This window comes from Microcoleus sp. BR0-C5 (assembly GCF_036705045.1).
Classification (GTDB): Bacteria; Cyanobacteriota; Cyanobacteriia; order Cyanobacteriales; family Microcoleaceae; genus Microcoleus.
This window is the reverse complement of sequence record NZ_JAUBTR010000023.1, coordinates 58,311-77,891: the sequence shown is the minus strand read 5'-3', so window position 1 is coordinate 77,891 and position 19,581 is coordinate 58,311. Positions and strand designations below refer to the sequence as shown.

The window sequence follows — 19,581 nt, the reverse complement described above, 5'->3', positions numbered from 1 at the left end:
CCCCTAGCCCCCCTTAAAGAAGGGGGGGACAAGATTCCGATCAAAGTCCCCCTTCTTAAGGGGGATTTAGGGGGATCTGGCCTCGGCGATAAACGAGAGATAAAAATGTATTACCTTCTGTTTACTGCCGAAGCTAGATCCCCCCTAGCCCCCCTTAAAGAAGGGGGGGACAAGATTCCGATCAAAGTCCCCCTTCTTAAGGGGGATTTAGGGGGATCGAGACTCGGCGATAAACGAGAGATACAAAGAGTTTTAGTCTCCTACAAAAAACCCAGACTAGCCCAACCCTTCAACTAACAAATTGCGAGCACTTTCCAACGCTTCCTGCAACTTACTAGCATCGCGTCCCCCAGCCTGCGCTAAATTCGGCCGCCCGCCGCCTTTTCCGCCGCAAATTTGAGCAATTCCCCCGATAAACTTGCCAGCTTGCAATCCTTTTTTATTAACTTCAGGACTGAAAGCAGCCACCAAACTTACCTTATCCGGTTCAGGAATTGATGCCAAAACAACCGCAGCATTTCCTAACTTTTGCTGCAATCTTTCCGCCGCAGTTTTCAGCGCTTCCGTATCCACATCTCCCAATTGAGCTACAATGATTTTGAATTCGCCGAGATCCTCAGCCGCACTCAGCAACTGGTCGGATTTCGCGATCGCCAATTCCGACTTGACAGCAGCCAAATGTTTCTGAGTATCCTTCAACTCATTCTGCAAATTAGTAATCCGGTTTGGCAATTCTTCAGGCTTCGCCTTAAATCGATCGCCCAAATCACGCACTACCTTATCCCGCACGTTCAAATAGTCCAAAACAGCTTGTCCCGAAACCGCTTCAATCCGGCGAGTTCCCGCCGCTACCCCCGCTTCGGAAACAATCTTAAACAGCCCGATTTCTGCGGTATTGCTGACGTGAGTTCCGCCGCACAATTCCATCGAAACGCCGGGAAAGTCGATAACTCGCACCACGTCGCCGTACTTCTCGCCAAACATCGCAGTAGCGCCTTTTTCTCTCGCAAGGGCGATCGGCATTTCGGCAACTTCCGCAGCGTGGGCTTCAGCAATCCAACTATTAACTAAATCCTCAATTTTCTGCAACTCTTCTGCTGTGACAGCGCGCGGAGAATTGAAATCAAACCGCAATCTTTCTGAGGATACCAGCGAACCCGCTTGCGAAATCGAATCATCGACAATTTTCCGCAAAGCTGATTGTAATAAGTGAGTTGCTGTGTGGTTGGCCTGAATTCGGCGGCGACCGCTGTTGTCAATCTTCGCAGTAATACTATCGCCAACTCTCAGCGTTCCCCGTTCCACAAAGCCGAAATGCACGAAGAAATCCGATTCCTTCTTCACATCATGAACTCTTACTAACAAACCATCACCATTATCTCCGCTTTTCAAATAACCTTTATCCCCAATTTGTCCGCCGGATTCAGCATAAAACGGCGTTTGGTTCAAAACAACTTGTACCTCGGTACCGGCGGCTGCTTCCTCCACCGATTTGCCGTCAACCAAGATAACTTCCACCTCAGCTAAACTCGACAATTCAGCATAACCGACAAACTCAGTTCCTTGGATTGTTTCAGCCAACTTATCCAAAGAACCCTGCACGGTTAAATCGATGGTTTGGCGAGCATCTTTAGCACGAGTTTGCTGTTCCTTCATCGCCGCTTCAAATCCGTCCAAGTCTACAGTTATTCCCTGTTCCTCAGCAATTTCTTGTGTCAGTTCTAAGGGGAAACCGTAGGTATCGTAAAGAGTGAAAGCATCTTGACCGCTGATTTGTTGGTTTGCTTGCTGTTTTGTACGATCGACAATTTCCTCCAGCAGCTTCTCTCCCCGTTCCAAAGTCTTGAGAAACTGCGCCTCTTCCCTTGCCAATTCCGCCTTAATTTGAGCTTCCCGCGATCGCACGTTCGGATAAGCTGCTTCCGAAAGGGCGATCGCACTTTCAGCCACCCGCACCGTAAATTCGCCCTGAATGCCAATCAGTCGCCCGTGGCGCACCACCCGGCGAATCAACCGCCGCAAAATGTAACCCCGACCAACATTCGACGCGCGAATTTCGTCCGCAATCATGTGCACCACAGCCCGAATGTGATCGCCAATTACTTTCAGCGAAACCTTGACTTTTTCATCGCTATTGTGGTAATCAATCCCGGCAAGTTCCGCCGCCGATTGAACGATCGGAAAAATCAAATCTGTTTCGTAATTATTGGGGACTTTCTGGAGGATTTGAGCCATCCGTTCCAGTCCCATGCCAGTATCAATATTTTGATTTTGCAGCGGTGTTAAATTGCCCTCTGCATCTTTATTGTACTGCATGAAAACCAGGTTGTAGAATTCAATAAACCTGGTATCATCTTCGAGGTCAATATTGTCTCCTCTTTCTGGGTGGAAATCATAGTAAATTTCGGAACAGGGGCCGCAGGGGCCTGTCGGCCCGGATTGCCAGAAATTGTCATCTTCTCCCATGCGTTGAATGCGATCGCCCGGAATGCCAATTTCATCGCGCCAAATCGCAAAAGCTTCGTCATCTTCTCGGAAAACGCTAACAACCAAATTGGACGCTGGTAAACCGAAAACTTCCGTGGAAAGTTCCCACGCCCAGGCGATCGCCTGTTTCTTGAAATAATCCCCGAAACTGAAATTGCCCAACATCTCAAAAAACGTGTGGTGGCGGGCGGTGCGGCCGACGTTTTCGATGTCGTTGGTGCGGATGCACTTTTGAGAAGTCGTCGCGCGCGGTGATTCTGCTGTGCGCTGTCCCAGAAATATCGGCTTGAATTGTAGCATTCCGGCGATCGTCAGCAACACTGTCGGATCTTCCGGCACCAAAGAAGCACTCGGCAAGATTTTATGTCCCCGCTGGGCATAAAAGTCGAGGAATGTTTGGCGGATTTGGCTGCCACTGAGAAACTTAGGAGAAATAGACATGACAAAAACAGTTAAGTATGTAAAGATGTAGCAGCAATAGAATTTATAGGACTTACGCACGGGTGTCCAGAAACCGGGTTTTTAAACCAAAATACTTGCTTAAAATCCTCAATCTCGGTGAAAAAACCCGGTTTCTTTGTTCGGAGTGCGTGAGTGCTAACTTACATCTATGTGGATATTTATATCATTATACTTAGTAATGTAAAGACCTATCAAGTTTTGCAAATAGTGCTTTACTCCTCGGAAAGCTCGTGCTAACTTAATAATAGACACCGGGAAAGAAAGAAACAGGAGGTCGCTATATTTAGAAAGAAAGTTCGAGGATATAGGCATGGTGTCTCCGGTCTAGATTCCGAGGCGCAGCAGAAATTAACCGAACACAACTTGGAATAGTGGCGAACTGCCGATCGAGCAGTCAAGCCAAACCGCAGTCGAGTCAGACTTAGTTGTCGTTGCGGATTAAAAGTAAAGCTGCACAAGTTGTAAACCCTAGTAAGTAACAGTTCTCAACCGGAAACACATCTCGTTTGTTAGAAAAAACAAAGTTCTCATATTATTGGGTCTGATCGCTGTCGATCGGGCCCTATGAATTTTTATAAGACGATCGCAGGAGGAGAGGGGAAGAGGGGCAGCGAGAGAGAGGGGCAGAGTTCGACTGTATAAGTGCTTTCAGGTCAAAGGCAACAGCCCTCGGAGCCGATCGGCGAGCGATCTGTGCAGCTTTTGAGTTATATTATATATAATGGGACGGGGATCACGCCCGCCCGCTTTTTGGCGGGACTCCAGCGCTGTGGTATGAGGCACTGTCAAGATGCGATATCATTGAGGATGTCAGTCAAGACATTAAAACCTACCCTGCTGTGCTGTATAGCAGCAAAATCTACGCTTCTATGAGCTTGCTGCAAGCCAAGGATAGCCAACCGCCATTTTTGGTGACAAGACCAGGCTCAAAAATTTGAATCTCAGGATATTTAGAGTCAAGACTCTAAAAAATCCCATCCCCGACGCAGGGGTGAGAGTTCAAGCAATAACAGCCCGCCCACTCAAAAAAGCTAGTGCCAACAACAACTGTCGTAAATCACTAGCACAGTTCTTAAACTCACAATCTCCAGAGATTCCAGGTAAAAGTATGGCCGAAATAACTAAAGAAGAAATGCGCGAACGGCTGGGAAATATCGACCAGATCCGGGATATAATTTTCGGAGCGCAGCTTAGAGAATACGACAATCGCTTCGATAAAATAGATTCCGACTTGTCGATGATGCAGCAAGATATGCAAACTCGCATTGAACAAGTAAAAACAGTTCTTTCAGGAGAAATGAGGGCTGCAGTTGATTCGTTAGAAAAGAAAGTTAAATCGCTCACCTCAAACACCCAAGAAGAAAGCGCCGATATCCGTCAGCAAGTCGATCGCATTAACCGCAAATTCTCCAGCAGCATGGAAGCCCTCGACGAGGCTATAGACAATCAAACCAGTTCGCTTCGCGACGAACTCTCCCAAACCAGAGAGCGACTATCTGAAGAAACCCGCACTTTGAAAACACAGGTTTTTGAAGAGCTCGATCGTCGCTTTTCTATGCTCAGAGATGTTAAAGTTTCTAGAGACGACATGGCAGAAATTCTGTTTGAACTCGGCATGAGACTCAAAGGAACAGAATTTGTACCCGAACTTAAAGGCGTTGCGGATAATAAGTTAAATACCGAATTTCTGTTGCCGGAGCGCCACCATAACGGATAATAACGCATGGCTTTACCGAAAGAAAATCCGGCTGACGAAAATGAGTTAGAGGGTTTTGTTTCTCAACCTGACGAGTCTGCTGCCGATGTAGCAACCCAGCTAGAACCCTTGCTGAATCTGTTAGTCGATCTCAAAATTTTTGGTGGTTCCAACCAGCAAAATGCAGAGATCGAAGGTGACAGCAGCGGGGAAAATAATCAAGCTGGGGTCCTCGGCGGGTTGATGGATTTGTTAGGTATTTCTGAGCAAGCGCCAGAGGAAGTTGCAGCGAGTGTACCCGAAACAGGCGCTCGCCAACCGGAGTCTGGGGATTCCCCGCCTGTTGCAGACGAGTTCAAAAGTTTGCTATTCGCTACTCACAAACTCAACACTTCAGAACTGGAAAAAGACTATTCCTCAGCTAAAACTATAGATGTTTCCGCGATCGCCCAGCCGGATTTGGAGGAGGAATCAAAGCCTGTCGAAGAATTGTCTAACTTGACAATGAAAGATTCTCTACAGTACGTACAGGCTCAAAAATTCCAGGAGTTTGATCGGCATTTACAAGATGTTTCCGCAACCGATTCCGAGTCAAAATCCTCGGAAAATCCCAATGACTTCATAGTTTCCACAGTCTCAGATCCACCAGAAACTGCATATTTAAATGCTGCGGTGGCTTTGCCTCTAGAAATTCCCAACTTACGAGAACAGCCAGCAGAAATATTAGGTCAAATTAAACAGGATTTAAATGAAGCCGACAGCGCCATGGAAAGGCTGCAAAATCTGATGTTCGGCTCAAAAATGTCGGATATCGAGCAAGTCAAAAATCTGCTGGCAGAAAATGACTTGCCGGGGGTGCGCCACCTGATGACAACAATCGACGATAAATTAGGAAAATTGGAGCACCAAATCTACGATCCCCAAGAGTTGATTGAGTTGATGTTGCCTTGGATCGCAGAAATTCTCAGCCGCAAAGTGGCCGATTCCAGGGAAGAAGTTGTTAAGGCGATGGTGCCAATTATTGACGAAGTGATCAGGGCAAAAACTCAGGAAAACAAGTCGGCAATGAGTGCGGCAATAGCTGAGCTGCTTCCCGACGCACTTGCTCAACAAATAGTGAATTCGCCAGCGGATATTGCTAACGCGATCGCCCCAGAAATTGGTCTGGCAATTAAAGAGCAAATTCGCCTTGACCAAGAGTCGATCGCTCAAGCCCTCGCCCCCGAAATGGGCAAAGCGATTACAGCCCAAATAAGACTCGAACGCGACTCTATGGTGGATGCGCTCTATCCCGTAATTGGCAGTACAATTTCCCGATACATGGCAGAAGCTATCAAGACAATCAATGAAAAAGTGTCAAATGCCCTCAGCGTCGAAGGAGTTCAGCGCAAAATTCGCTCCAAAGTACAAGGAGTCTCCGAAGCTGAATTAATCCTCAAAGAATCAATACCCTTTACCGTCCAAGCAGCATTCTTAATTCATAAAGCATCAGGCTTGATTATTTCCGAAGTTCAAAACTCAGAAAGCTACCAGTTAGAATCAGAAATGGTAGCAGGAATGCTGACAGCTATTCGCAGCTTTGTTAACGAGTGCATCGTGCAGCCGGGAGAAATTTCCGAACTCAATCAAATTGAATACGGCGACTCAAAAATTATGCTAGAAGTAGCGGGATATTGCTACATGGCCGTCGTGATAAAAGGAGAACCGCCACAGTCGTTCATCAACAAACTGCGGCAAACAGTTAGTAATCTCATCCTTAATTATGCTAAAGTAATTCACGAGTTTAATGGCGACCCCGGTACTATACCGGAGTCGCTGCACCCGTGTATAAAAAGTTTATTCGACACGCTGCAAAAAGAAAAATCAACAAAACCCCCGATCGCCCTAGCGGCTATCAGTTTAGCCGCCCTGAGCTTAATCTTAGTACCTTGGGGGATTTATCAGTATCGCAGCAACATTTACCGTCGCCTCGAAGCAAATGCCCTCGCAGCTTTAGCATCCACTCCCCAATTAGCAGTTTACCGCTTAGATGTTGCAGTTGATGGCAAAACTTTAAAGCTAACCGGAAAGTTGCCAAATCAAGAATTGCGGGCACAAGCTGCAAAAATAGCCGCATCAACTGCACCGAAATTGCAATTAGATAATAGAATTCTAGCTGTAGATGTCCCCCCAGATCCAGTTTTGACGGCTGCCGAGGTACAGCGGATTACCGCTGTTTTGAATCAGAAAGAGGGCCTTTCTATTTCTACGCGGTATGGCGATCGCAAAGTTACAGTAGAGGGTACTGTTAGAGACGGTGCAGACGCACAGAAAATAGCTCAGTCCCTGAAGCAAATTCCCGGTGTTCAATCGGTGATTAGCACAATTAAATTAGATCCGCTGAAAATTACAAGCCGCATTTACTTCCAGCAAGGAACGGCAAAATTAGACCCTACATACGGAGAAATCATCGCCAGTGTCAAAAATTTCATGGATCAATATCCTCAAAAACAGATTAAGATAATTGGGCACAGCGATCGAACTGGGGAAATTTCTACAAATCAACAGTTGTCGCTGAGGCGTGCCGCAGCAGTGCGAGATGCTCTCTTGCGGCTGGGTGCTGACCCAAAGCGCCTCCAAACGGTTGGCATCCCCCATCCTCCTGCCGACGTGGAACCCAATCAACCACGACTTTTAAGCAGATGCGTGGTATTTGAACCAATAACTAACACCATAAACAGTAAATAATTATGTCAGTTACTATAGCTAAAAAAATGTGTATGATCGGCGATTTTGGTGTGGGCAAAACCAGCCTGATCCGCCGTTTTGTCGATCGGCAATTCACCGACCAATACCTCTCTACCGTGGGAGTAAAAATTTCTCGCAAAAACGTAGAATTAGAAAATGTAAAACAGCGGGAAAACGTGACTGCACAGTTGCTGATTTGGGACTTAGAAGGGCATACAAAATTCAAAGGAATAGCACCGACTTACTTGCAGGGAGCTAGTGGCGTTTTAATCGTTGCCGATGTCAGCCGATCCGAAACAGTTGAGCGAATCTCCGAACACATTCAGCTTTATTCTTCCGTCAATCCTAAAGGGTCAATTATCGTCGCTTTGAACAAAGTAGACTTAATTGACGAGGAAAAATTGGCGCTGCTAGTGGAAATGTCCCATGCGATAGGTCAAGACAAAGTAATAGCAGTTTGCACGACATCTGCTAAAACCGGCAAAGACGTTGACGAAATTTTCTACAAACTAGCTTACACAATGGTAGAACAACTATGAACCCCCTGTTAAGAAAGCTGTTAGGCCCGCGACAAACACAGTATTTTCTAGTAAATCACCATTTCATCATTCAGGAAACCTCCGCCGAAGTGCAGCATTATGCCGATACTCCGGGCGACGCGATACCAGGTGCAGATGCTCGCCTGAGTTTTCCCGAACTGATTGGCATTGAAAATATCCTCATGTCTATCATTATGGGACGGCTCCCTGGTTTTGAAATCAAAGGTATCGCTCGGTTTGCAGACCCGAACCGCCCTTTATACTTTGATATGTTGGCTATCAAATATGAAGAAGAACAAGAATATGTGCCAAGTAAATTGCTAATTTTGATTGAAGATACCACCGAAAAGATGGTAATGAAGCAATCGTTGATTCAGAGGGCGAATGAAGCTAATCTGTTGGTTAGTGCCTTAGCCGCTTCTAAAGATTATATAGATAAAGTTATTCGTTCGATGGGCGATGCTTTGTTGGTGACAACAACATTAGGAACTATCAAAACAATCAATCAATCGGCCCAATGGTTATTTGGGTATAGCGAAGCAGAATTAATTGGCCATCCCCTGTGTTTAATATTAGTAGAAGAAACATTAATTTACCAAGCTCGCCACCGCTATATTTTGTCTCATAAAGAGCTGCGTAGAGAACTAGAAATAGTCTGCACTACTAAAGCAGGAGAAGAAATTTGGGTAGAATTTTCCTGTTCGGCAATTCAGACAGAATTAGAGGGACTTTACGATTTCATTTATATAGGCAGGGACATCACAGAACGCAAACAACAAGAAATAGAAATTCGTCGCTCTTTGGCAAAAGAGCAAGAACTCAGACAGGTAAAATCTCGTTTTTTCTCGATGATCGCTCACGAATTCGGCAATCCTTTAAGTACAGTATTATTTGCTACTAAAATCCTCCAAGACTACGGCGACGAAATCACCCACACGGAAAAACACCAATACCTGCAACACGTTAAATCAGCCTCTCAACAAATGGCTCAGCTATTAGATGACGTGCGGTTGCTCAGCAGCGCCGAAGCAGGAAAACTCGAATTCTATCCCGCACCAGTTGACTTAAAAAAATTTTGCAGCGAGTTAGTAGAATCCATTAAAATTAGTTATGGAAAAAATCATACAATTAACTTTATTTATCAAGAATTAGTTACGCCCACGACCAAAAATGATACCGACTCGCAGGAAACGCAACATTTGCCCGCACTAGATCCAAAATTGCTGCGGCACATCTTGACAAATTTGCTGTCAAATGCTTTCAAATATTCGCCGATTGACAGCAATATTTATTTTGAATTAAATTGTCAGAATAATGAAGAAGCCACATTTAAAATTAAAGACGCAGGCATTGGCATTCCTATCGAAGACCAAGAACAACTATTTGAATCTTATTATCGAGCCAGAAATGTCGGAAAAATACCCGGTACAGGACTGGGTTTATCCATAGTCAAGCAGTGTGTAGATTTGCACGGAGGTCAAATCGAATTTTCCAGCGAGATCGGGTTAGGCACTACCTTTATAGTCAGAATTCCCTTTGAGAAACAGAGATAAATAGATGGATTTTCGATTATTCGATACACAGGGCGCATTCACTACTAAGAATCTCACATGAAAACCTTGTTTAAAAAACTGTTAGTTCCCCACCACTTGGAGTACCTAGCACTGGATAAAGATTTTTTAATCCAAGAGAAGTCTCTCAAAGTGGAGCGGTTCGGCGACTTTCCCGATGAAGTAGTCGCCGGCAACGATGTCCGCATTCCCTTCCCCGAATTGGTGGGAACTGAAGAAATTTTAATCGATATTTTTGAAAGACGTTTGCCAAATTTTGAATTAAAAGCGATCACGCGGGTATTAGAAAATGGCTCGCGGCTTTATTTTGATATGTATATCGTGCAGTTCACCAATGACGAGAATTATCAGAGATTAATTATATTTTTTCAAGACGTAAGCGACAGGATGGCTTTAGAACAAACTCTAGTCCAAGCTACCAATGAAATGGATATTTTATTGAGTACCTTAGCCGCAACTAATAATTATGTTGAAAAAATTATTACTTCAATGGCAGAAGTTTTGTTGGTAACAACAGCCTCGGGAAAAATAAAAAAACTCAATCAAGCTGCTCAAGATTTGTTCGGTTACAGCGAATCAGAATTAGTAGGCCAGCAAATAGAAGTTCTTGCTGCTGTGGGCGCATCTTTGCAAGCAGTCAGTCAATATCCGCCTCAACAATCTCGAACTAACACTGAAGTAATTTGCACGGCAAAAAGCGGAGAAAAGCTCACCGTTTCGTTTTCCTGTACGGCGATTCCGACGGACATTAAAGGCATTTCTGGATCTTCGCCCGCCGTTCAAGATTTCGTGTACATCGGCCGCGATGTCACAGATAGACAGCGCGCCCGCAAGCGAAAAACAGCTCAGTACGTCACCACTCGCATCCTGTCGGCATCCGAAACAATCAAAAAAGCTATAGCAGCAATTCTCCCCGTAATTTGCGACAGCTTGGGATGGGATACCGCCGAACTGTGGATGCCTGAAGCTGGGGAAAAACTGTTGTCAGAAACTAAGAGAATAACTGCGGTTTCCGACCCCAATTTGCTTCGCTGCGTCGCCAGTTGGACAAAACGCTCAGTTTCTATCCCCAAATTTGCCGAATTTACCGAACAAATGACTTGTGCGTTTGGCGAAGGATTACCGGGTTTCGTTTGGGCTAGCGGTTCATCTCAGTGGATTGCCGATGTCACAAAAAGCGACAGTTGTATGCGCCGAGAAATAGCCGCAGAAGAAGGATTATACGGAGCTTTTGGTTTCCCAATTTTGGGCGACTACGAGGCGGAAACTTCTGCAAGAGCTGTGTTGGGGGTGATGACTTTTTTCAGCCGTGAAGTGCAGTGTTTTGATGAAGAATTGCTCCAGACAATGGCGACAATCGGCAGCCAAATCGGTCAATTTATCAAGCGCAAGCAAGCGGAAATAGCTTTGCGGGAAAGCGAAGAACAACTGCGAGACTTATTTGAAAATGCTACTGACTTAATTCAAAGTATAGGAGCGGACGGTCATTTTTTGTATGTAAATCGGGCTTGGCGGCAAACTCTGGGCTACACCGAAGCAGAAATTGCTCAAATGACTGTTTTTGATATTATTCATCCCAACAGTTCCCAAGAGTCTCTGGATATATTATATCAAGCTTTTACCCAAAAAACTGTAAATGAAAATACCTTGTATCCAGAATCGATTGAAGTAATATTTATCACTAAATATCACGAACAAATTTTGTTGGAAGGCAGCCTAAGCTGTAAGTTTGCGGATGGTTCGCTAGTAGCGATTCGCGCTATTTTGCGAGACATTACTGCTCGAAAAATGACAGAAGACGCCCTGGCAAAATCTGTGTCCCTGCTGCAAGCAACTTTTGATTCTACTGCTGATGGTATTTTAGCTACTGACAGGAGCGGAAAAATAGTCACTTTCAATCGAGAATTTGTGGAAATGTGGGGCATACCTAACGAAGTGATGGCACTGCGAGATAACGCGGCAACGATCGCCTTTGTCCTGAACCAGCTCAAAGACCCCCAAGCATTTCAAGAGAGAATAGAATCGCTTGACGAGCAGCCCGAAGCCGAAAGTTACGATTTGTTGGAATTTCAAGACGGCAGATTTTTTGAACGCTATTCGGAACCGCAGCGGCTGGGAGATAAAATTATCGGCCGAGTCTGGAGTTATCACGACATTACGGAACGCAAGCAAGCAGAAGATGCCCTGCGGGAAGAACAAGAAAAATCAGAAAAGCTGCTGTTAAATATCCTGCCCAAGGCAATAGCAGAACGCCTTAAGCAAAACGAAACTACTATTGCCGAATACTTTCCAGAAGTGACTGTTTTGTTCGCAGACATTGTAGGGTTTACTGCTTTGTCTGCCCTCATGAATCCGATCGAGCTTGTGGAGCTCCTCAATAAGATTTTTTCAGGATTCGACCTTTTGTGCGAACAGCACGGCCTAGAGAAAATCAAGACCATCGGCGACGCATACATGGCGGTTGGAGGGCTCCCTGAACCCAGGGCAGACCACGCAGAGGCGATCGCCCAAATGGCCCTAGATATGCAAGCAGAAATAGCCCGATTTAATGCTAGCCATAATAAATATTTTAGCATTCGCATCGGCATTCACAGCGGCCCGGTTGTTGCCGGAGTAATTGGCATCAAAAAGTTTATTTACGATTTGTGGGGCGACACAGTAAATATTGCTTCCCGCATGGAATCTCACGGTTTGCCTTGGCGGATTCAAGTCAGCGAAACTACTTATAAGTTATTAGAACACAAATATGTATTTCAGGAGCGGGGAACTATTGAAGTTAAAGGCAAAGGGGAAATGAAAACTTATCTGCTCATTGGTAGAAAATAATGCCGATCATCAGTCATAAGTCATCTGGCTGATGACTAAAAGTGTTGCTAAAGTTAATTAACAATACTTTTTGACCCAGACTAATGGAACTTGCTAATTTGTCGGCCAATTTACGATCGCCCGACGAAGCTGTCGATCGCCATCCTGTGACGGTTGCGCCCTCAACTTCCATCGGGGATGCGATCGCCCTGATGCGTCGGACGATCAACCCCTGCCCACTGCCTAATGCCCCTGCACTTCCCGACTCAAACGAAACTGTAAAAGCATCGATTAATTGCGTCTTAGTTGTCGATGAAAATCAGCTAGTGGGAGTGCTAAGCCCGGAAGATGTGCTGAACTTAGCCGCCTCCGAATACGGATGGCAAGGCATGAAAGTTGCCGAGGCAATGACGCGGAATTTAATTGTCTTACAAGAATCAGAATTTACAGATATTACTACCGCATTTAAGCTATTTTGTCAATACTCGATCGATTGCTTGCCTATTGTAGATGAACGGGGTCAGCCAGTAGGTATAGTCAGCGAAAAAACGATTCGCCCAGCAATGTATAGCTGGATCGAGGCACTGCATCAAGAAGTGGCAAAACTCCAGGAAAAATGCGAACTGTTAGAGGGCAATTGTGAACTAGAAAAAGCCAGCGATCGCCAAAAGGCCGAAAATGCCATGCGGCAGAGCGAGGCGCGCTACCTGGCGATTGTGGAAGACCAAACCGAACTGATTTGCCGCTACCTCCCAGACGGTAAAATAACTTTTGTCAATCAAGCTTACTGCTGCTATTTCCGCGTGCAACCAGAAGACTTGCTCGGCAAATGCTTCATGTCGCTGCTGCCATCTGCAGACCGAGAAATTTTTCAAGAGCAATATAATTCTGTGTCTCCCGACAACCCTATTTTTACCTGCGAGCACCAAGTAATTTTGCCGAGCGGAGAAATTCGCTGGCAGCAGTGGATCGATCGGGCGATATTTGACGAGAGCGGACAAATCGTCGAGTATCAAGCTGCAGGCCGGGATGTCACGGATCGCAAACAAGCAGAAATCGCTTTGCAGCAGCTCAATACAGAGTTAGAACGGAGAGTGCAGCAGCGGACACAATGGTACGAAATGGCAGTATCGGCAGGCAAAGTGGGGGTTTGGGACTGGAATTTGGAAACCGATGAAATCTACATTGCTCCGTCTTTGAAAGCTTTGTTGGGCTATCAGGAAACAGAGATTCCCAACCGCATCGAAAATTGGGTGTCTCACGTTCATTCCGACGATCGAGTTGCAGTCGCCGAAGCAGTAAATGCTTATCTAGAGGGTTTGACAGAAATTTATGAAATAGAACACCGGATGGTGCGTAAAGACGGCAGCACCTGCTGGATACTTGCCCGCGGCAGCGCGATCCGATCGGCTTCTGGCCAGGCATTACGACTGACTGGCACTGACACCGACATTACCGATCGCAAATTGACCGAAGAAAAACTCCAAAAATCCGAAGCCGAACTGCTGGCGCTGTTTAACGCCATGACGGATATCGTGCTGGTTTTCGACGCCAGCGGCCGCTACCTCAAAATCGCCCCCACGGCTCCCGAACTGCTGTACAAACCTGCTCCTGAAGTGCTGGGCAAAACCCTCGCCGAAATCTTCCCAGAAGCGGAAGCTAATTTTGCCCTGGGCCACATTCGCCAAACATTGGCATCTGGGCAAACCCACAGAGTTGAATACAGGATGGAAATTGGCTGCAAGTTATTTTGGTTTGATGCCAGTATTTCGCCGCTGGAGCTCGATCGGGTGATGTGGGTCGCCCGAGACATTACCGCCCGCAAACAGGCAGAATCTGCACTGCAAAAGAGTGAGGAAAAGTTTCGCAACTTATTTGACGATGCTCCGATCGCGCTTGGTTTGGCAAGCGTGCGCGACTACCGCACGATCAAAGTGAATGAAGCTCACCGCCAGATGTTGGGCTACAGCGATTCGGAGTTGGCTAGCATGACTTTTAGTGAACTCACGCATCCAGAAGATTTACACGCAGATGTAGAGGAAGTCAAGCAGTTGATCTGTGGCAAGATTTCTCGCTTCCAAAGGGAAAAACGCTTGATTAAGAAGAATGGCGAGCTGATGTGGGCAAACTTGACGGTGACGCTGATCCGCGATCGCGAGGGCATTCCTCTCTACAGTATGGGGGCGATCGAAGATATCAGTTATCGTAAGCGGGCAGAAATGGAATTTCAGCAGTTAAAAGAACGCCTGCAATTTTTACTGGCTTCTAATCCGGCGGTAATTTTTACAGCCGCACCTACGGGGGACTTTTGTACTACTTACATCAGCGACAATGTTCAGACAATCGTTGGCTGCAATCCCCAAGAATTGTTGGCAGATTCTAAATTTTGGTCTAGCCGAATCCACCCTGAAGATCGACCACAATTTTTAGTAAATTTTTCGGATTTGTCCGAGGGAAAAAATTGCATTTGCGAGTATCGTTTTCTACATCAAGACGGAATTTACCGCTGGCTAAGGACGGAACTAAAACTATTGGTTGACAGCAGGGGGATTCCGATCGAAATTATTGGTTATGCCGCCGATATCAGCAATTCTAAATACGCCGAACTCGCTAGGGGTCGGCAGTTCGAGCAAGAACGGCTTGTGGAGGCGATCGCCCGTCGTGTCCGCCAGTCTTTGCAATTAGAGGAAATTCTCAACACCACGGTTGCGGAACTCCAGCAAGTATTATTAGCCGATCGAGTTTTGGTTTATCAACTTTTACCCGAAAAAGGCGGCCGAGTCATTGCTGAAGCCGTTGCAGAAGGATGCAGCCCACTGGTGGATAGATGTTTTGGCGAAGAGGTTTTTCCGGCCCAAAGTTCTCAGCTTTATTTGCAAGGGCGAATTTGTGCGATCTCCCAACTAGATGATCCCTCCCTTACAACTTGTATGGCCCAGTTTATGAAACAGATTCAAGTTAGGGCAAAGTTAGTAGTGCCGATTATTCAGCACAGCCAACTTTGGGGATTGCTGATTGCCCACCAATGTGATGGTTCTCGTGATTGGAAAGAATGGGAAATCAATTTATTTCAGCAGTTGGTGAATCAATTGGCGATCGCCATTCAGCAATCTCTACTTTACCAGCAACTGCAAGCTGAACTGAGCGAACGCAAACAAGCGGAAGCAAAGTTGAAAAACTCCCTCAGAGAAAAAGAAATTTTGCTTAAAGAAATTCACCATCGCGTCAAAAACAACCTCTGCGTAGTTGCCAGTCTGTTAGAATTGCAATCGAACACAGTTGCCGACCCGCAAGTAAGCAAAATGTTTGAAGAAAGTCAGAATCGTCTTTATTCTATGGCTCTGATTCACGAAAAACTGTACCGATCGACTAACCTAGCGCAAATTAATTTTGGTGAATATCTTGAAGATTTGGTAAGTAACTTGTTTCACTCTTACAATATTAGCAACAACCAAATTCAGTTGCAGGTATTAGCTGAGCCAATTTTCCTAAATCTTGAAACCGCTACTCCCTGCGGTTTAATTGCCAATGAACTGGTTTCAAATACGCTGAAACACGCTTTTCCTGATGGCACAACTGGTACAGTTAGTGTAGAATGCTATCAAACGGGCAATCAAGAAATCAACCTCTTAGTTAAGGACAACGGCATTGGCTTTCCTCAAAACTTAGATTTTCGGAAAACTCAATCGATGGGGTTTCAAGTTGTCTGCACTTTAACCGAGCAGTTGGAAGGAACCATCGAAATATCCAGAGAATTTGGTACATCTTTTCACTTGAAATTTAACGAGTTAAACTACTTTCAAAGATTGTAACAAAATGAGTTTTGCCGAAAAAAAAATTAATATTTTGATTGTCGAAGACGAATTGTTAATTGCTAAAAACTTATCTCCGAAATTAGAAAAGTTGGGATATCAAATCGCCGATATCGTTTCTTCAGGAGCCGATGCCATCCAGCGCGCCCGCGAACTAAAACCCGATTTAATTTTAATGGACATAGTTATCAAAGGCGACATTGACGGCATAGAAACAGCAGCAATAATTAATCAAGAATTAGATATACCAATTATCTATACAACTGCCTATGCTGACGACGAAACTTTGCAGCGAGCCGAAAATACTGGTTCTTACGGCTACCTGCTCAAACCTTTTAAAGAAAGAGAAATGCACGCCACTATCAAGATAGCACTGAGCAAACATCAAGAAGCAGTTAGTCTGAAAAAAATAATGGCATTAGCAGCAGAAAAAAGCGAAAATAGATCGCGCTTTATTTCAATGGCTTACCACGATTTAAACACTCCTTTAACTACCATACAGTTATCGGCTGAAATGCTAGAAGATAGCGAATTGCAAAAAAGCCTCGGAACTACCAATAAAAATGTTGATAGGATTAAAAAAGCAGTCAGTAATATGAGTGGGTTGCTGGAAGATATTTTAATTCTTAGCAAAGCAGAATCAGGCAAAATTTCATTAAATTTAAATCCGATTAATGCGACGGATTTATGCAATTCTATTTTAGAAGAACTGCAACCTATCGTCACCGACAAACACCTAATACATTTCCGCAGTCACACAAATCCGCTGCACGCCAATCTTGATGCAAAACTACTGCACCACCTTCTGACTAATTTGCTTTCCAACGCCATTAAATATTCTCCAAACGGCGGCAATGTCAGTTTAGACTTAAGCTGCGAAAACCAACAAATAATTTTGTGCGTTCGAGATGAGGGAATTGGGATGACACCGGAATATCAAGGAAAACTATTTCAGCAGTTTGAACGGGGTGCTAATGTAGGCAAAATTAAAGGATCGGGTTTGGGACTCTGCATTGTCAAACACATAGTTGACCTGCACGGCGGTACAATAAGTGTGGAAAGTGAACTAGGTAAAGGTACTACATTTATTGTCACGCTGCCTTTGTATAGTTGACTGTTGACTGTTGACTGTTGACTGTTGACCCGGAGTAATTCTAAAATCTAAAATCTAAAATCGGTTGGGAGATAAAAGCTCGATCGCCCTATCTTCTTCTCCCCCCGCCGCCTTCGCAAATCGCTCAGCCAAAGCAGGTACAATAGTCAAAGGATTGCTGAGACCCGAAAAAACGTGCAATCCAGGGCGATCGGCGATCGGCCCCACTACAGGCAAATTATCAGCGCTAAATGCCACACTACACTGGTGCCAAGTTGCCGATAAACCTGCCAAATCAGGCAAAACCTTGCTGATTCCTGCACGAATTGCCGTTTCGCTGGTTTCGCGATCGACTTTAGCATTCAAATCGCTCAAAGTGCGAGACAATTGCCCGATCCGCAAACTCCCATCATTAAATTGAATTGCACCCGCATCTAAAATCGGCGGCTGTAACTCTTTACCCGGTTCATCCCAAAGAAAATCCACCTCAATTCTACTCGATTCAGCTTCCAATTCAAAACGTTTTAATACCGCAGGCATCACCAAAGTCCTGAGTTTCAAATCCACAGGTGCAGTTTCCAAAATCTCCGTGCGAGTAAAATAAACTCCCACAGAAACACCAGCGGCTTTCAGCAAAGTCCGACTCCAACCTCCAGCACAAACCACAGTATTTTCACAACGATAAATTCCCTGCGCCGTCTTGACTCCCGAAATCCGATTTCCCTCTTCTATAAACCCAATTACTTCAGCAAATTCTATCGTTCCTCCCAACCGTAGAAACCCTTGACAATAAGCTTTATTTGTGGCAATCGGCGAAATGTGACCGTGGCGCACAGTCAGAGCTCCGGCGATCGCACTTTTATTCAGCAAAGGTTCCAACTCCCCAGCTTCTGCAACACTCAAAAGCTGCGGAACAATCGCAAAATGCGCGTAATTAGATGCCACTTTTTCGGCATCAGTACCCGCATCAATTGTCAGCAACAAATCCAATTCCCGAAACTCAGTATCAGCATCTAATTCCGCCGATAAATTGCGGTGGCGTTCGATACCTTCCCGACACAATTGCCGAGTTAAATCCGTCGTTCCCGACCAATAAGCCAAGCCACCATAACTAAAACGAGTAGCATTCTGCATGGTAGCATCTCGTTCCAAAAGCAGCACGGCAAAACCTTTTTTTGCCAGTTCGTAACTCAGTGCAGCACCCGTAATGCCACCGCCGACAACAATCCAATCGTAACTTTTCATGAGCAACTCAAAGGGAAGAAAAATATCATGCTTAGATTTTAGCTTAGCTTTTTTCGGAACCAATCGAAAAGCCTCTACCTACAGGAAGAGGCTGCCTGCGATCGGCATAACTGAAACTTCCACCCGTCGGGAGATGTTTGTGCAGGGAGATTTTTCGTTCAATAGTAGGAATTAGAGTCAGCAAAAAATTAGAAATACCAGAGAGGTTTTTATGAGTATCGACAAACCAGGCAAAGATATGGAGCGCACTGTTAATCCGGGCGATCGCATTTCCGACAAACCGCAAACCATTGAAGAAAAAGCCCAGCAACTGGCGGTAGACCACGTACCAGACATCGTGGGAGATGTTGTTACAGTTCCAACTTATGTAATCGTCGAAGAACCGGATGGGGAAAAGAAAGCTTTGCACCACGTCAAAGACGCCGACGAAATTTCCGACGTAATTCGGCAGGCCCGCGTTGACGAAAATGGCGAACGGGTTTGGGATTAAGTTCAATCCAATAAAAACGGGTTTTTTGTACAAAAGTTATCGTAGAAATCATGGAAACAAATCCCAGAAATAGTACGCCCTATCCCAATATTCCGCCGATTCTCGAAAGTGACGACACAGAGTACCGCGATGCTGGCATTACAAGTACAGTTTCAGTTGCAGGTCATCCCCTCCACCCAGTGCTGATCGTGTTTCCGGTAGCCTTTTTAGTAGGAGCCGCCGGCACGGATATCGGTTATTGGCTGACAAGCGATCCGTTTTGGGCGAGAGCTTCGGTTTGGCTGATTGGTGCTGGTTTTGCTGCGGGGATTTTGGCGGGAATCACGGGCTTTTTAGATTTTTTCAAAATAAAAAGAGTGCGCGATCGCAGTGCCGGTTGGTTGCACATGGGGGGCAATGTGGCGGCTTTGGTACTTTCCCTGATTAACTTGCTGTTGCGACAAGGAAATCCGGCTGAGCCAATAGTATATACAGGTTTAGCAATATCGATCGTCGTTGCGACCTTGCTGGGCATTACAGGCTGGTTCGGCGGCGAACTAAGTTTTCGCCACAAAATCGGCGTCATCGGCCCTACAAGTCATAATTCTTAGGTTTGTGACCGTTTGTAGTAGGGACTTCCGTCCCTCTTGATTTGACACTTTAGCACTAAAGTCT

General features: G+C 45.4%; 11 protein-coding genes. 9 read left to right on the top strand and 2 right to left on the bottom strand.

The window, feature by feature from the left end; all coding sequences use genetic code 11:
* Nucleotides 1-276 precede the first annotated feature (276 nt).
* Nucleotides 277-2,928: an alanine--tRNA ligase gene (gene alaS / locus QUB08_RS13525; protein ID WP_333225187.1), complete on the bottom strand. Its 2,652-nt coding sequence runs from the start codon at nt 2,926-2,928 to the stop codon at nt 277-279.
* Between the two features lie 1,129 nt (nt 2,929-4,057).
* Between alaS and QUB08_RS13520 the strand changes: the two genes are divergently transcribed.
* From QUB08_RS13520 to QUB08_RS13490, 7 genes are all read left to right on the top strand, one after another.
* Nucleotides 4,058-4,666, top strand: a complete 609-nt coding sequence (locus QUB08_RS13520; protein ID WP_333054328.1) for a hypothetical protein — start codon at nt 4,058-4,060, stop codon at nt 4,664-4,666.
* A 6-nt stretch (nt 4,667-4,672) separates the two neighbouring features.
* Nucleotides 4,673-7,372: an OmpA family protein gene (locus tag QUB08_RS13515; RefSeq protein WP_333225186.1), complete on the top strand. Its 2,700-nt coding sequence runs from the start codon at nt 4,673-4,675 to the stop codon at nt 7,370-7,372.
* Between the two features lie 2 nt (nt 7,373-7,374).
* Nucleotides 7,375-7,911, top strand: a complete 537-nt coding sequence (locus QUB08_RS13510) for a Rab family GTPase (RefSeq protein ID WP_333225185.1) — start codon at nt 7,375-7,377, stop codon at nt 7,909-7,911.
* Nucleotides 7,908-9,464, top strand: a complete 1,557-nt coding sequence (locus tag QUB08_RS13505; RefSeq protein WP_333225184.1) for a PAS domain-containing sensor histidine kinase — start codon at nt 7,908-7,910, stop codon at nt 9,462-9,464. Before QUB08_RS13510 ends, QUB08_RS13505 begins: the two co-directional genes overlap by 4 nt.
* 57 nt (nt 9,465-9,521) lie before the next feature.
* Nucleotides 9,522-12,308, top strand: a complete 2,787-nt coding sequence (locus tag QUB08_RS13500) for an adenylate/guanylate cyclase domain-containing protein (RefSeq protein ID WP_333225183.1) — start codon at nt 9,522-9,524, stop codon at nt 12,306-12,308.
* Between the two features lie 83 nt (nt 12,309-12,391).
* Nucleotides 12,392-16,099, top strand: a complete 3,708-nt coding sequence (locus tag QUB08_RS13495; protein ID WP_333225182.1) for a PAS domain S-box protein — start codon at nt 12,392-12,394, stop codon at nt 16,097-16,099.
* A 4-nt stretch (nt 16,100-16,103) separates the two neighbouring features.
* Nucleotides 16,104-17,213 carry an ATP-binding protein gene (locus QUB08_RS13490; RefSeq protein ID WP_333225181.1) on the top strand — a complete coding sequence of 370 codons (1,110 nt, stop codon included), beginning with the start codon at nt 16,104-16,106 and terminating at the stop codon, nt 17,211-17,213.
* A 54-nt stretch (nt 17,214-17,267) separates the two neighbouring features.
* Here the strand turns inward: QUB08_RS13490 and QUB08_RS13485 are convergent, their stop codons facing one another.
* Complete coding sequence (locus QUB08_RS13485; RefSeq protein ID WP_333225180.1) at nt 17,268-18,437, bottom strand: FAD-binding oxidoreductase; 1,170 nt, start codon at nt 18,435-18,437, stop codon at nt 17,268-17,270.
* Nucleotides 18,438-18,648: 211 nt separating this feature from the next.
* Here QUB08_RS13485 and QUB08_RS13480 point away from each other — a divergent pair, with 211 nt between their 5' ends.
* The gene (locus QUB08_RS13480) at nt 18,649-18,927 is read left to right on the top strand and encodes a hypothetical protein (protein ID WP_333225179.1); all 279 of its coding nucleotides are present in this window, start codon (nt 18,649-18,651) and stop codon (nt 18,925-18,927) included.
* Between the two features lie 50 nt (nt 18,928-18,977).
* Entirely contained in the window at nt 18,978-19,517 is a 540-nt protein-coding gene (locus QUB08_RS13475; RefSeq protein WP_333225178.1) for a DUF2231 domain-containing protein, read from the top strand.
* The last annotated feature ends 64 nt before the right edge of the window (nt 19,518-19,581 follow it).